Source organism: Proteus vulgaris (assembly GCF_023100685.1).
Lineage (GTDB): Bacteria > Pseudomonadota > Gammaproteobacteria > Enterobacterales > Enterobacteriaceae > Proteus.
On the sequence record NZ_CP090064.1, the window covers coordinates 4,095,455 to 4,111,309 of the forward strand.

Sequence of the window (15,855 nt, forward strand, 5' to 3'; positions counted from 1 at the left end):
CCATGAAAGGAAAACTGCTTGATGCAATCCCCTTAACCACTCTTCACGGCGTAGGTGCAAGTCAGGCAGACAAGCTGGCAAAAATAGGGCTTGTGACTATTGAGGATTTGTTACTCCACCTTCCTTTGCGTTATGAAGATCAAACGCACCTCTATGCTATTAGCGATCTTCTTCCCGGTATCCCTGCTACTGTTTCAGGTGAAGTATTAAGAACCGAAGTCAGTTTTGGTCGGCGTAAAATGATGACCTGCCAAATTTCTGATGGCTCAGGTATTTTAACGCTTCGCTTTTTTAACTTTACGGCAGCAATGAAAAACAACCTTGCTCAAGGTAAACAAGTCACCGCCTATGGTGAAGTTAAGCGAGGAAGTCGGGGCCCTGAAATTATTCATCCTGAATATAAAATCAAAGTTGCAGGCTCTGAAGTTAAACTGCAAGAAACACTCACTCCCATCTATTCAACTACAGAAGGCTTACGCCAAACATCATTACGTAAATTAATAGAGCAAGCATTAGAATTGCTTGATACCTGTGCTATTAATGAATTATTGCCCGATCAATTTATTCATGGTTTACCCCCATTAGCCACCGCATTGCGCACTTTACATAATCCGCCTCCTGATATTGCCTTTGCAGAGCTTGAAAAAGGGCAACACCCTGCACAAAAAAGACTTATCCTTGAAGAATTGTTGGCTCATAATTTAGGTATGCTGAATGCCAGAGCTGGTGCGCAATCTTATCGTGCAGAGCCGCTGTTTATGCCAGATACATCAACATTACGTCAGCAGTTTCTCGCAATGCTACCTTTTACCCCCACAAATGCTCAGCAACGTGTCGTCAATGAAATTGAAAATGATTTAGAAAAAAACTACCCGATGATGCGACTTATCCAAGGAGATGTCGGTTCAGGTAAAACACTAGTTGCAGCATTAAGTGCATTACGCGCTATTGCAAATGGTAAGCAAGTAGCGTTAATGGCCCCAACAGAATTATTAGCAGAACAACATGCATTGACGTTTAGAAAATGGTTTGAGCCTTTTGGTATTCAAGTGGGTTGGTTGGCTGGAAAGCAGAAAGGGAAAGCTCGCGAGGCACAGCAAAACGCCATTGCGAATGGTGAAGTTTCTATTATTATTGGAACACATGCGATTTTCCAAGAACAAGTTAAATTTCACTCTCTAGCCTTAGTGATTATTGATGAACAACACCGTTTTGGTGTGCATCAACGCCTTGCCTTATGGAAAAAAGGTGAAGAGCAAGGCTTTCATCCTCATCAATTGGTGATGACAGCAACACCAATTCCGCGAACACTCGCAATGACTGCTTACGCCGATATGGATACCTCTATCATCGACGAATTACCTCCTGGACGGACACCAGTAACCACAGTTGCCATCCCTGATACTCGTCGTAATGATATTATTGAGCGTATTAGGCTCGCCTGTACAGAAGAGAACCGCCAAGCTTATTGGGTCTGTACATTAATTGAAGATTCCGACGTACTTGAAGCACAAGCAGCCCAAGTCATTTATGATGAACTTACACTCGCACTTCCTGAAATTAAAGTCGGGCTTGTACACGGTCGAATGAAACCTACTGAAAAACAAGCTGTTATGGCGGCTTTTAAAGAAAATGAATTACATCTTCTGGTCGCAACAACCGTTATCGAAGTCGGCGTTGATGTGCCTAATGCCAGTTTGATGATTATTGATAACCCAGAACGACTAGGCCTTGCACAGTTACACCAACTACGTGGACGTGTAGGTCGAGGCGCAATCGCCTCCCATTGTGTCTTGTTATATAAAACACCACTCACTCAAACAGCACGTTTGCGATTACAAGTATTAAGAGATAGCAATGATGGCTTTGTGATTGCCCAAAAAGATCTCGAAATTCGTGGCCCTGGTGAGCTTTTAGGTACTAAGCAAACAGGTAATGCGCAATTTAAAGTGGCTGATTTATTACGCGACCAAGGACTGATCCCTGAAGTACAACGTATTGCTCGTTACTTACATCAACATTACCCTAAGCATTCTCAAGCCTTAATCGAACGCTGGCTACCCGCTAAGACTCAATATAGCCAAGCGTAAGATCACTCTTTGCATCGCCTTAGCATGCCGTTAAACGCGATTTAGCATAGTATTGAAATAGAACACCATAAAAAAACACCCCAATGCTGAAAAACAACATTGGGGTGCAATTTAATACAGAGATATTTCTCAAGTTATAACGGTAAAACTATCCCGCTATCGGTGTAAAGAATGGTAGCAGTAGATACAGTTTGATCACTATCGCATTCACAATATCAATAAAGAATGCCCCTACCATTGGTACGACTAAGAACGCAAGATGAGACGGTCCAAAACGATCTGTAACGGCTTGCATATTAGCAATCGCTGTTGGTGTTGCCCCTAAACCAAAACCACAGTGACCTGCCGCTAAAATCGCCGCATCGTAGTTTTTACCCATCACACGGAATGTCACAAAAATAGCGTACAACGCCATAACACCCGCCTGAACACCAAGAATAACCAGCATTGGGATCGCCAGTGAAGCCAGTTCCCATAATTTTAGACTCATTAATGCCATCGCTAAAAATAACGATAAACTCACGTTACCTAAAACTGACACAGCTCTATCAAAAACACGGTAGAACCCAAGCATTGAAAGGCTATTACTTAAAATAACACCAATAAATAGAACGCACACAAAGGTTGGTAGTGAGAATGCCGTGCCTTCTAATAATTGAGAAAGGAATGTACCCGCCATTAAACAGATAGAGATCATCGCAATAGTTTCTAACAATACCATTGAAGTAATCATTCTACCTGTAGTGGGTTTCTCAAACGCCGTTGGCATTTCATGATCATCAGCGCCAAGTCCTGGTGTTGGAATATTCTTGATTAAGTAACGTGCAACTGGGCCACCAATCAATCCACCTAAAACCAAACCAAAGGTTGCACACGCCATTGCGACTTCAGACGCACTCATGAAGCCATAACTTTCAACGAACGTTTTACCCCAAGCAGCCCCTGTACCATGACCACCCGATAATGTAATCGAGCCTGCAAGTAATCCCATCAAAGGATCAAGGCCTAACATTTTCGCCAATGCAATACCGACTGTGTTTTGCACTAGCAACAACCCAACAACAACAAAGATGAAAATAAAAAGTGCTTTTCCTCCCGCTTTTAAGCTCGCGAGGTTCGCGTTTAAACCGATTGTTGCAAAGAAGGCTAGCATTAATGGATCTTTAAGTGAGAGATCAAAACTCACTTCCCAATCCATAAAAGATTTAAATACTAATAAAAGAACTGCAACAAGTAGCCCACCTGCAACAGGTTCTGGGATCGTATACCGTTCTAAAAAAGGAACAGATTTCACTAACTTACGTCCGATCAAGAGAACCAAAGTGGCCGCAACCAGCGTGCCATAAACATCAAGATGATACATTTATGTACCCCGTCTTATTTGTTAATTTTATATAAAAATACTACGACGCTAAGTTCATCCATAAACAACGCCAAAAGCAGGTATCCCCGATTAGAAAAAAAAATGGCGACAAACACAAGTTAAAACATATAAAAATGTGAGCGCCTCTTATGCATTTTGATAACATCATTTTCACGCAAACGATTGCTTTTGTGGCGTAGATCATTAAAATACCGTTTTTGTCGAATAAGAAATTCACACCATGGTTACTTCAGAAAATCAAAAATTGCCTAAAGATAGTGATGTTTCAGTTAAAAAAAATAGCGAGCTTCTTTTTGCTTTAGAAGAAAAACCGCCATTAGCTCAAACGCTTTTTGCCGCTTGCCAACATCTTTTAGCCATGTTTGTCGCAGTTATCACACCTGCGATCCTCATTTGCCAAGCCTTAGGATTACCTGCACACGATACCCAACGCATTATCAGCATGTCTTTATTTGCATCAGGAATTGCCTCTTTAATACAAATTCGTGCATGGGGACCAATTGGTTCAGGATTATTATCGATTCAAGGAACTAGCTTTAACTTTGTTGCTCCTTTAATTATGGGAGGATTAGCACTGAAAAATGGGGGGGCTGATATCCCAACAATGATGGCAGCCCTTTTTGGAACATTAATGGTCGCCTCATTAACAGAAATCGTTCTTTCACGCGTACTTCATTTGGCAAGACGTATCATAACGCCTTTAGTATCTGGTGTGGTCGTGATGATTATTGGTCTCTCATTAATTCAAGTGGGATTAACCTCTATTGGTGGCGGCTATGCTGCTATTGAAAATAATACTTTTGGTTCGCCACAGAACTTATTATTAGCAGGCTCGGTCCTCATTGTTATTATTTTACTGAATCGACAAAAAAATCCTTATTTGCGTGTTGCCTCTTTAGTCATAGCTATGGCTGTGGGTTATATTCTTGCTTGGGCTCTGGATATGTTGCCAACACCAGTAGAGCATCAAGAAACGCCAATGATGACGATCCCTGAACCGTTTTATTATGGGCTATCATTTGATTGGCATCTGCTTATTCCCTTAATGCTCGTGTTTATGATCACCTCACTGGAAACCATTGGCGATATCACAGCCACGTCCGATGTCTCTGAACAACCGGTTAGTGGCCCTGTTTATATGAAACGTATTAAAGGGGGGGTCTTAGCTAATGGGATTAACTCCATGGTATCAGCATTTTTCAATACCTTTCCAAACTCCTGTTTTGGTCAAAATAACGGTGTTATTCAATTAACGGGTGTTGCCAGTCGTTATGTGGGTTATGTTGTGGCGGCCATGTTGGTTGTTTTGGGTTTATTTCCTTTCGTTGCAGAATTTGTACAACAAATTCCTGAGCCTGTATTAGGTGGTGCTACGCTTGTTATGTTCGGCACCATAGCGGCATCAGGTGTACGTATTGTTTCTAAAGAAGCGCTAAATCGCCGAGCAATTATGATCCTGGCGATTTCACTAGCCGTAGGATTAGGGGTTTCCCAACAGCCTCAAATATTGCAGTTTGCTCCTGATTGGCTAAAAACATTGCTATCATCAGGTATTGCTGCTGGTGGATTAACTGCAATTATTTTAAATCTAATTTTCCCTCCAGAAAAATAAACCCTAAAAACGGAACAGCGGAAAAACATAAACGCCATTTTTCTCACTGAGAAATGGCGTTTTATTTTTATCTTATTTATATCGCTTACATTAATAAACAGGTGAAATAACGTAGATTTACCCGATGAATACTTGAGCATCGCTTAGTTTTCAGGCATAACTGTATAATGTTTTGATGGAGTATAAAACAGGAGAAGGGCAATGCGCTGGCTGATGAAAAGTATGGTATCTCTGATACTTATCGTTATTTTATTTATTATTATAATTTACGCTTTTATTCAGACTCAGTGGGGAGCGCAAAAGACAAGTGAATGGCTAACACAATATACTGATTACGATATTCGCTTCTCAGGTATTGAACATGACCTCATGCAGCCCGAACAAGTTATTGTTCATGATCTCTCTGTTAACCCTAAACAAGACAAAACAACTGTCTTCGCAAAATCAGCACAAATTCGATTTAATTGGCAATTTTTTACTGCTCCTTCTCACCTGCAAAAGATTACATTAGAAAATGGCAATATTGAATTTACCAATAAGGCTCCATCAATACCGTTAAGCGCTGATATTCTGCAATTTAAAAATATGATTTTAAACAGTACCAATACGGATTTTACTTTCGAAGCAAACAAAGTGACGGGGGGAATTACACCTTGGGCACCTACATCGGAAGATTTTATTGGAGCTGGCCATTTTCAATTTTCCATTGCTAATGGCGCAATAAATAATAATGAATTCAGTAACTTCATTATTTCTGGTCAATATCAACCAAATAATATTCAAATAGAAAAACTAGGAACGCGTTTACTTAATGGCTCACTCTCATTAAGTGGTCAATATCAAGATAATCAATGGAAGTTTGATGAAGTTTATATGAATGGCCTACGTTGGCAATCCTCTCAAACCTTCAGTGATTTAATACAATCAATCTCTAAATACCCACACATTAGCATAAGAGCGCTTAATATTATTGATTTTACGGCTGAAGGAAAACAGTGGGCAGTAAGTGGTTTTGATGGTCAATTTTCTCAATTTGATTGGGATAAAAACCTCACATTCACAATGGGTGAACTCAACGCAAATGACGTTGTTTTTCAAGATGAACATTTCACTGATCTTATCGCAAAACTGAATCAGCAAAACAATCAGCTCAATCTAGATAACCTCAGCCTACGCTATGAGAAAGGCTTAATTAAACTTGCAGGTGATTGGAATAAAGACTCGAAAACTATCTCTATTCATGAAGCGACACTTTCAGGCCTTTTATACACACTCCCTGAAAATTGGCTCACTTTTTTAGCTAAACCTATTGATAACAGCAGTGATATTCAAAATATTACTATCGAACAGTTATCCATAAACCAATCAATTTTAATTGATATTACACCAGAGTTTCCTTTCCAATTCACAGGGTTAACAGGAAAACTGCAAAATTTAATTATTGCAAAAGAAGGTGAATGGGGATTATGGCAGGGTTCAGCTATATTAAATGCAGATAGTGGGACATTAAATAGAATTGAATTACGTCGACCAGATCTACACCTTGTCACTCAACAAGATAATGCAATTGTTGAGCAATATTCGGCCTTTATTGGTGATGGTATTGTGCGAGGCTCAGCAGGTTTAGTGCAATCTAACCAACAACGTCAGTTCTCACTCATTGCTAATGGGCTCAATGTGCCTTTATCAACGCCTTATACATTAGGTTTAAAAACAACCTACTCTGATGAAATAGGCCAATTCACACTAAAATTGAAAGGTAATTTACGTGCGAGCCCAGTGATATCAACACTCAATGGTACGTTGACTGGAAGTAAAGGTGAGCAACAAATACTCAATTCAGAAATACAAAATGGTGAAATAATTAATCATCTATAATATTGATCTTTCGCAGGAGCACGGATTGCTCCCTTAATAAAAAGCGTTACAATGCGCTATTGCCCTTTTCTTTATTGTGGAGTTTTCATGTCTGACGAAGATTTTTCCCCTGAAAAAATATCTTTAAACACGTTTCAACAATCTCCTTTAACTGCACTTGAAGATAACAGCACACTGCTTGTGTGTGATGACAACAAAACTCCGTTGTTCTATTGCCTCTCTAAAGAAGACTATGACGCCTTAATTGAACGGGTTATGGATGCCGAACTTGCAGCGATTGTGCTTGAACGTCGCCAAAATAAATTAGATGAGTTGAATTTAGACTAATTTTATTGATGCCTAAATAGAACAAACAAAAAACACCCTTTCAGGTGTTTTTTTGTTTTTATCGCATCTACAGAGATGAAATTAGCGTTTTTTCTTTTTTCGACCCGGTTGAACAAAGCGCTTACGAGAGTTATTTTCCGTTTCTTTGGTTTTTGTTTGAGGAATATGAATACCCAAGGTTTTTGCATTACTACTGATTTGTTTTTTAGGTTTACTTTGTTTTGCTTTTGGTGGTGCTTCAGACGTTGATTTTTCAATCGCTTCAAATAAGGTAATCAGTTCATCATCGGTCAGGTCACGCCATTCACCAACAGGCAATCCCGATAAGCTCACATTCATAATACGAATACGCTCAAGCTTAGTGACCTCATAACCAAAATATTCACACATACGGCGAATTTGGCGATTTAGCCCTTGAACTAAGGTAATACGAAACACCATTGGTGCTTCTTTCTTCACCTTACATTTCTTGGTTTTTTGTCCCATGATAGGAACGCCTGCACTCATTCCATGAATAAACTCATCGGTGATCGGTTTATTCACTGTCACAAGGTACTCTTTTTCGTGATCGTTACCTGCACGTAAGATTTTATTGACTAAATCACCGTGGTTAGTCAGGAAAATCAATCCCTGTGAATCTTTATCTAAACGGCCAATTGGAAAAATACGGGTACTGTGGTTAACATAATCAACAATATTATCTTTTTCGCCATCATCTGTGGTACTGACAATACCCACAGGTTTATTCAGCGCAATCAGCACCAGCTCAGAATTATCTTGTGCTTCAATCAATCGACCATTAACTTTGACTTCATCGCCAGCAAATACTTGATCGCCGATACCAGCGCGTTTGCCATTAATAAGGACAAGTCCTTGCTCAATATAACGGTCAGCCTCACGACGTGAGCAGATCCCGCTTTCACTGATATATTTATTAAGACGAGTAGATAAATTGGTGTCCATGCTTCCCTCCGTAAACTGCGAAATATACATCAATTGGATCGCGATAGAAACACTTTGCCATTCTCCTCGCCCTAAAGGATGGAATTTTGTGGCTCACCTAATAAGATAAGCATTAAAGTATAAATTAATTATCCACACTCTTTAACGCAAAAAAGATAAAAAATCATTAAATTCAATTAATTAACTTTAACCACCTAACATTGCTTGTTTTGTGCAGGTAAAACAATATAAGTACCACTAAAAACAGCACCAACTCCTTCATCACCGCAAATATCGACATCTAACTTAATACGTGCCTTACTCCCCTTTGCTAATCGTCCTAAATCACCACTTAAATTTTCCATATCAGCAACGGCAGCAGGACGCCCAGAAACAGGTTTACGATAACGAATATGGGCATCCACCAGCACAATATCACCTTGTAATTTATGCTCTTGCATTAATAACCAAATCAATCCCCAACCTGTTAAGGTGGCAAGTGAAAATTGGCTACCAGCAAAAATGGTGTGATGGGGATTTTGATTTCCCGCTTCTGGGATAGTGGTATAAAAACGAGTTCCCGTATATTGAGTGATGCGTAATCCCATTTTTTCACTTAATGGGATATGTTGATGCCACTGTTTTTGTAATTCAGCACACCAATCAGGCCGATGAAGAATATCATCTAAGGACTCAATACTTTTTTTCATAAAGAAATGCTTTATGGGTGTTGTTTGCGGACCTGTAACTAGGCCACAATTTTCATAACCCAATTTTTCAAAGAAGCTTACAGACTCTTCTCTTGCACTGCACACGATCCGTTTTATACCTTCTTGGCGAGCTAATGACTCTAGCGCCATGGCAACAAGAGTACCTAAGCCTTTACCTTGCGCATCAGTGTGTACCGCCATAAAGCGGATAGCCCCTTCGTTATCCGCATTAATATAAAGTCGCCCAATTGCAACGGGTTGCCCTGTTTCATCAACAACCATTTGGTGATGAGCAAAGGTATCATACCCGTCTTTTTCAGAGCCTTCAGGTTGATGTAGAGGTTTACGAAGCATTTCCCAACGAAAAGCATAATAAGCCTCAAATTCGGCCTCTGTTTTTGGGGTTCGTAAATGGTACATATCTGAGCTCCTTTTTACATCACTACATGTTTGACGTTATACCTGCAACCAGAAGGTAACAGGGCCATCATTAGTCAGTGTGATTTGCATATCTGCGGCAAATTGGCCTGTTTGCGTTTCTAAGCCTTGTAGCTGGCACTGTTCAATAAAGTAGTGATAGAGATTTTTCGCTAATTCTGGCGGCGCGCCGTTTGAAAATCCTGGGCGCATTCCTTTTTGTGTTTCTGCGGCAAGAGTGAATTGAGAGACAACTAATAAACTGCCACCAGCTTGTTGCACATTTAGGTTCATTTTGTCGTTTTCATCACTAAAGATGCGATAACCGCACACTTTTTCACATAATCTTTTGGCTTTCTGTTCGTTGTCGTCTTTCTCTACACCTAATAAAACCAATAAGCCTTGATTAATAGCGCCCACTGTTTCACCGGCAATATCCACGTTTGCCTGTGTCACTCGTTGAATTAACGCGATCATACTCTCTCCAAAATGAATCAATAAAAAAGGATAACAAATTCAATATATTGTTATCCTTACAATAGCATTATTCTTCTACCGGGAGAGAAAAATCATAATCTTTAAAATAGTCAATGATGGTTTGTTTATCAATGACATGCACACCTTTTATTCCCACAGCAATGGCAGCATCAACGTTGGCTTTTACATCATCAAAGAAAACGGCATCTTGTGCTTCAATATCTTCAGACTGTAAAACATATTTATAGATTTCAGGATCAGGCTTTCTCATTCCAATATCTTGAGATAGATAGAGAAAATCTGCGGAAGCTGCAATTTCAGGATAGTGTTCTGGCCAATAATCTTGGTGTAAGCGATTAGTATTTGATAATACCACAACCCGATGTCCTTGCTCTCTTAATTTATTCATTATATCAATGACTTCGGGGCGAACTGCGATAAAAATAGCCTGCCATCCTTCAGCAAACTGTTCAAAGCTTAAATTCATGCCTAATTCTGAACTGATTTCTTCTGCAAATTCGATGTCTGTAATATTGCCGCGTTCGTGTAATTTAAAGATCTCTCCTGTGGTGAAGTTCTTTTTTATGTTCGCTAATGGAACACCACTGAGTTTACTCCATACTGCGAATACCCGGTTAAAATCGATATCAATAATCACATTACCCATATCAAAGATATAAAGCATAAATCCTCTCCATAATAGAAAACTCATTTTACTTTAATCATAAATCGCTTTACTGAACAGGCTTAAACGCTAAAAAAGTACAATAATCACACTTAATTTTTTTGTAAAACATAAAACCAGAATAGGGAGAGACGAAAAATGAGACTAAAAGCATCATTATCTATAATGCATAATAGGGTGGATGATGATTTTTGATATTGATACCAGAAAACAACTTATAAGTTGTATTTTGAGTGATAAACAACACTTAAGTTGTAAATTTAACTTGAGGAAGAAAAACTTATGCGATGGTAAATAAACCACCGCATTCGTCTTATAGTACTGATAGTACCTATACTCTAAATAATTTGAATTACAGATAGGCGGGGAACATAGATAAACTATGTAACTCGACTAGTTGAGTGTAATCAACACCCCTGTAACTTAAAGTATGACGAGTATAAACTCAGGGCGCTAACGCGCCCTAAGAATTATGTTATCAGAATAATGAATTAGTCTTTGCTACGGTAAGCACGACGACGATCATTTTCTGACAGATAACGCTTACGCAGACGGATAGACTGCGGAGTTACTTCAACTAACTCATCGTCATCAATAAATTCTAATGCTTGTTCTAATGTTTGTTTCAGGTGTGGAGTCAGCGTTGTCGCCTCATCGGTACCAGAAGCACGCATGTTAGTTAGCTTTTTACCTGTTAAACAGTTTACTGTTAAGTCATTAGAGCGAGTATGAATACCAATTACTTGGCCTTCATAAACTTCTGCACCATGAGTAACAAATAATTTACCGCGGTCTTGTAAGCTATACAGTGCGTAAGCAACAGCTTTACCTTGGCCATTAGAGATCATAACACCGTTATTACGGCGACCGATTTCACCTGGGCGAACATCATCATAATGACTGAATGTTGCATACAGTAAACCAGTACCTGATGTCATGGTCATAAATTCAGTACGGAAACCAATCAGACCACGGCTAGGGATAATGTAGTCTAAACGTACACGTCCTTTACCATCTGGTTGCATATCGCGCATTTCGCCTTTACGCTCACCCATCGCTTGCATCACATCACCTTGGTGCTGTTCTTCAATGTCGATAGTAACTTGTTCGAAAGGCTCTTGTTTACGGCCGTCAATGTCACGGAAGATAACTTTAGGACGAGATACACCTAATTCGTAACCTTCACGACGCATATTTTCAATCAGAACTGACAGGTGAAGCTCACCACGACCTGATACACGGAATGCATCTGGATCTTCAGTTTCTTCTACACGTAATGCAACGTTATGGACTAACTCTTTTTTCAGACGATCTAAAATCTGACGAGAAGTCACGAATTTACCTTCACGACCACAGAATGGTGAAGTATTAACACAGAAATACATGCTAACAGTTGGTTCATCAACGGCTAATGCAGGTAGCGCTTCAACAGCACCAACTTCACAAATCGTATCAGAGATATTCAGTTCACCTAAACCAGTGATTGCGATGATATCGCCAGCTTCAGCAACATCAACTTCGATACGCTCTAAGCCTAAATGGCCTAAAACTTTACCGACTTTACCGTTACGGGTATTACCTTCGCTATCGATGATAGTCACTTGTTGGTTAGGTTTAACCTTACCACGCTTAATACGACCGATACCGATAACACCCATGTAGTTGTTGTAGTCCAACTGAGAAATTTGCATCTGGAATGTGCCTTCCAGATCCACTTTTGGTGGCTCTACATATTTGACAATAGCTTCATATAACGGAGTCATATCTTCAGCCATGTCATTGTAATCTGTTCCCGCAATACCATTTAATGCAGATGCATAGATAATTGGGAAATCAAGTTGTTCGTCAGTTGCACCTAAGTTTACGAACAGGTCAAATACCTGATCAACAACCCAGTCTGGACGCGCACCAGGGCGGTCAACTTTATTGATAACAACAATAGGTTTTAAGTTGTTAGCAAATGCTTTTTGTGTCACAAAACGAGTTTGTGGCATTGGGCCATCCATCGCGTCAACCAGCAATAGAACGCTGTCTACCATAGACATAACGCGTTCTACCTCACCACCGAAGTCGGCGTGTCCTGGGGTATCTACGATATTGATACGATAGTCATTCCATTTAATCGCTGTATTTTTCGCAAGAATAGTAATTCCGCGCTCTCTTTCGAGATCATTTGAGTCCATCACGCGCTCAGCAACGGTTTCACGTTCACCGAACGTACCAGATTGCTGTAGTAATTTATCGACGATAGTTGTTTTACCATGGTCAACGTGGGCGATGATGGCGATATTACGCAAGTTTTCGATCACAAAATTTGCCTCAGGCATTGTAGAAATAAGCGCAGTATTGTACACGCTTTAGACGAGAGACTAAACAAGATCACAATAATGATTGCTTAACAATATGCAATTAATTGAATTGTGATCCTTTTCACGCCTCAGAATTTAGTAGCATCCGTTCGTTTGCACCAAAATAGTGCAACTAATTAGGCTTAACTTGCACCAACTTTGTGCAATAATTAAAAAATCACAGGAGATATTCTACACTAAACTTCATCAATACAGTATATATCCCTTTTTAGATAAGTTGGCATGCTTTTCGCAATAGAATTTAGGTGAGCAAAAAATTCACCGAAAAATGTGTAAGGCCACTGCACTCAATAAAACCATTCGCCAGGAGAGTTCCTATGTCCCTTGAACATGTGTTATCCATGATTGAAGAACATAAAGTTAGATATATTGACTTACGTTTCACTGATACCCGCGGTAAAGAACAACATCTTACTATTCCGGCTCATCAGGTTAACGATGATTTCTTTGAAGAAGGAAAAATGTTCGATGGTTCCTCTATTGGTGGCTGGAAAGGCATTAACGAATCAGACATGGTACTGATGCCAGATGCAACAACCGCAATGCTCGACCCATTCTTTCAAGATCCAACCCTGATTATTCGTTGTGATGTGCTAGAACCGGGCACAATGAAAGGTTATGACCGCGATCCACGCTCTATTTCAAAGCGTGCTGAAGATTATTTAAAATCAAGTGGTATTGCAGACACCGTATTATTTGGGCCAGAACCTGAATTCTTCCTGTTTGATGATATTCGTTTTAAAAACGATATTTCAGGTGCTTCTTACGCTATCAACGATATTGAAGCAGCTTGGAACACCAACACAAAATATGAAGACGGTAACAAAGGGCACCGCCCTATGGTTAAAGGCGGTTATTTCCCACTGCCACCTGTTGATTCATCACAAGATATTCGTTCTACCATGTGTAACATTATGGAAGAAATGGGCTTAGTGGTTGAAGCACACCATCATGAAGTGGCAACAGCAGGTCAAAACGAAGTGGCGACTCGCTTCAATACCATGACCAAAAAAGCAGATGAAACCCAAATTTATAAATACGTGGTACAAAATGTAGCTCACGTATTTGGTAAAACAGCGACCTTTATGCCAAAACCTCTCGTGGGTGATAACGGTTCAGGTATGCACTGCCATATGTCACTGTCTAAAAACGGTGTAAACCTGTTCGCGGGCGATAAATACGGCGGATTATCTGAAATGGCGCTGTATTACATCGGCGGTATTATCAAACATGCTCGTGCACTCAATGCGTTTACTAACCCAACAACTAACTCTTATAAACGTTTAGTTCCGGGTTTTGAAGCTCCTGTTATGTTGGCTTACTCCGCACGTAACCGCTCGGCATCAATTCGTATTCCAGTGGTTGCCAGCATGAAAGCACGCCGTATTGAAGTACGCTTCCCTGATCCTTTAGCAAACCCTTATCTCGCGTTTGCAGCTCAGTTAATGGCTGGTCTTGATGGAATTATCAATAAAATTCACCCTGGTGATGCTATGGATAAGAATCTCTATGACTTACCACCAGAAGAAGCCAAAGAGATCCCAACTGTCGCAGGTTCACTAGAGGAAGCATTAAATACACTGAATGCCGATCGTGAGTTCTTAACTCGTGGTGGTGTATTTACTGACGATGCTATTGATGCTTATTTAGAATTATTACGTGCAGATGTTCAACGTGTACGTATGGCTCCACATCCTCTTGAATTTGAAATGTATTACAGCGCTTAAGATAAGTTTTACCGATAAAAACTTAAGCCAAGATGTAAAACTGTTTTTTTTGCCGTGAAGCTATTTTGCCCATCTTCGGATGGGCACTTTTCTCCCACTTAAGGAGTCCGTCTATTCACTTACGCATTGGTTCATTAATGCAATAAAGGTAAGATGCACTAAAATGGTGCAAAGAGGTATTCAATATGGAAACGGCAGACTTACCTGATAACACATTAATTTTGGACTCATTGATACACTCAGTATTGGTTATCAACAAAGAGTTTATTATTTGTTATGCGAATCATTCTGCGTTACAGGTTTTAGCACAAAGCCGCCGAAAATTATTTGAAACGCCTTTTACTGCCTTATTCAGCTATTACTCTTTTGATGCTGATTTAATGCGTGAAACGTTAGCGAGTGGACAAAGCTTTACTGACAATGAAGTGATATTGGTTGTTAATAACCAATCACACACAATGTCGCTCAGTGCCCAACCTATTTCCGAGCAACACATTTTGCTGGAACTGGCGCCTATGGATAGTCAACGCCGGTTAAGCCAAGAGCAGATACAACAAGCACAGCAAATGGCAGCGAGGGAATTGGTTAGGGGGCTGGCACATGAAATTAAAAACCCGTTAGGTGGGTTAAGGGGCGCGGCACAATTGCTGGCAAAATCATTGCCCGATCCTGCCTTAACAGAATATACGCAAGTTATTATTGAACAAGCTGATCGCCTGCGTGTGCTGGTGGACAGACTACTTGGCCCACAACACCCAGGAACAAAAACATATCAGAGTATTCATCATGTTGTTGAGCGAGTGGCTCAACTTATTTCACTTGAATGCCCTGACAATGTCACCTTGTTAAAAGATTACGATCCCAGTTTGCCTGAGTTATCACATTACCCAGATCAAATAGAACAAGTACTCCTAAATATTACACGCAATGCTTTACAAGCCGTTGAAAAAACAGGAGGGACGATTATCTTGCGTACCCGTACTGCTTTTCAAGTCACACTCCATGGTGAGCGTCATCGCCTTGTTGCTCGTATTGATGTAATTGATACTGGCGATGGGATCCCTTCTCACTTACAAGATACTCTTTTTTATCCCATGGTAAGCGGTAGAGAAGGAGGAAATGGATTGGGATTATCAATTGCGCGTAATTTAGTGGATCAGCATGCAGGTAAAATTGAATTTACCAGTTGGCCTGGGAATACCGAATTTTCTATTTATTTACCAATTAAGTAGGAGAT

12 protein-coding genes are annotated in these 15,855 nt (G+C 40.0%); 6 read left to right on the forward strand and 6 right to left on the reverse strand.

Annotated elements, in window-relative coordinates:
* The first annotated feature begins 2 nt into the window (after window positions 1-2).
* Window positions 3-2,090 (forward strand): ATP-dependent DNA helicase RecG, encoded by a 2,088-nt coding sequence (gene recG / locus LW139_RS19370; protein ID WP_227336151.1) that lies wholly within the window; start codon window positions 3-5, stop codon window positions 2,088-2,090.
* Window positions 2,091-2,238: 148 nt separating this feature from the next.
* Here recG and gltS read toward each other — a convergent pair whose 3' ends face one another.
* Window positions 2,239-3,453, reverse strand: coding sequence for a sodium/glutamate symporter (gene gltS, locus LW139_RS19375; protein WP_166539117.1), 1,215 nt, complete (start codon window positions 3,451-3,453; stop codon window positions 2,239-2,241).
* 241 nt (window positions 3,454-3,694) lie between these two features.
* On the opposite strand from gltS, the gene LW139_RS19380 reads away from it, so the two are divergent.
* The 3 genes from LW139_RS19380 to LW139_RS19390 all read left to right on the forward strand — a co-directional run bounded on the left by LW139_RS19380 (window position 3,695) and on the right by LW139_RS19390 (window position 7,291).
* Window positions 3,695-5,086 (forward strand): uracil-xanthine permease family protein, encoded by a 1,392-nt coding sequence (locus LW139_RS19380; protein ID WP_247850400.1) that lies wholly within the window; start codon window positions 3,695-3,697, stop codon window positions 5,084-5,086.
* A 201-nt stretch (window positions 5,087-5,287) separates the two neighbouring features.
* Window positions 5,288-6,964, forward strand: coding sequence for an AsmA family protein (locus LW139_RS19385; RefSeq protein ID WP_247850401.1), 1,677 nt, complete (start codon window positions 5,288-5,290; stop codon window positions 6,962-6,964).
* Between the two features lie 87 nt (window positions 6,965-7,051).
* Window positions 7,052-7,291, forward strand: a complete 240-nt coding sequence (locus tag LW139_RS19390) for a hypothetical protein (protein ID WP_072068827.1) — start codon at window positions 7,052-7,054, stop codon at window positions 7,289-7,291.
* Between the two features lie 81 nt (window positions 7,292-7,372).
* Here LW139_RS19390 and rluF read toward each other — a convergent pair whose 3' ends face one another.
* From rluF to typA, 5 genes are all read right to left on the reverse strand, one after another.
* Window positions 7,373-8,254, reverse strand: coding sequence for a 23S rRNA pseudouridine(2604) synthase RluF (gene rluF / locus LW139_RS19395; protein WP_166539120.1), 882 nt, complete (start codon window positions 8,252-8,254; stop codon window positions 7,373-7,375).
* Window positions 8,255-8,448: 194 nt separating this feature from the next.
* Window positions 8,449-9,363 carry a fatty acid biosynthesis protein FabY gene (fabY, locus tag LW139_RS19400; protein ID WP_247850402.1) on the reverse strand — a complete coding sequence of 305 codons (915 nt, stop codon included), beginning with the start codon at window positions 9,361-9,363 and terminating at the stop codon, window positions 8,449-8,451.
* A gap of 36 nt (window positions 9,364-9,399) precedes the next feature.
* On the reverse strand, window positions 9,400-9,837 hold the full coding sequence (gene dtd, locus LW139_RS19405) for a D-aminoacyl-tRNA deacylase (protein ID WP_072068830.1): 438 nt from the start codon (window positions 9,835-9,837) through the stop codon (window positions 9,400-9,402).
* A 67-nt stretch (window positions 9,838-9,904) separates the two neighbouring features.
* Window positions 9,905-10,522 carry a glucose-1-phosphatase gene (gene yihX, locus LW139_RS19410; RefSeq protein ID WP_109408963.1) on the reverse strand — a complete coding sequence of 206 codons (618 nt, stop codon included), beginning with the start codon at window positions 10,520-10,522 and terminating at the stop codon, window positions 9,905-9,907.
* 491 nt (window positions 10,523-11,013) lie between these two features.
* On the reverse strand, window positions 11,014-12,849 hold the full coding sequence (gene typA, locus LW139_RS19415; protein WP_166539122.1) for a ribosome-dependent GTPase TypA: 1,836 nt from the start codon (window positions 12,847-12,849) through the stop codon (window positions 11,014-11,016).
* Between the two features lie 359 nt (window positions 12,850-13,208).
* On the opposite strand from typA, the gene glnA reads away from it, so the two are divergent.
* Window positions 13,209-14,618 carry a glutamate--ammonia ligase gene (gene glnA / locus LW139_RS19420; protein WP_072068833.1) on the forward strand — a complete coding sequence of 470 codons (1,410 nt, stop codon included), beginning with the start codon at window positions 13,209-13,211 and terminating at the stop codon, window positions 14,616-14,618.
* 185 nt (window positions 14,619-14,803) lie between these two features.
* Window positions 14,804-15,850, forward strand: coding sequence for a nitrogen regulation protein NR(II) (glnL, locus tag LW139_RS19425; protein ID WP_109408965.1), 1,047 nt, complete (start codon window positions 14,804-14,806; stop codon window positions 15,848-15,850).
* Window positions 15,851-15,855 lie beyond the last annotated feature (5 nt).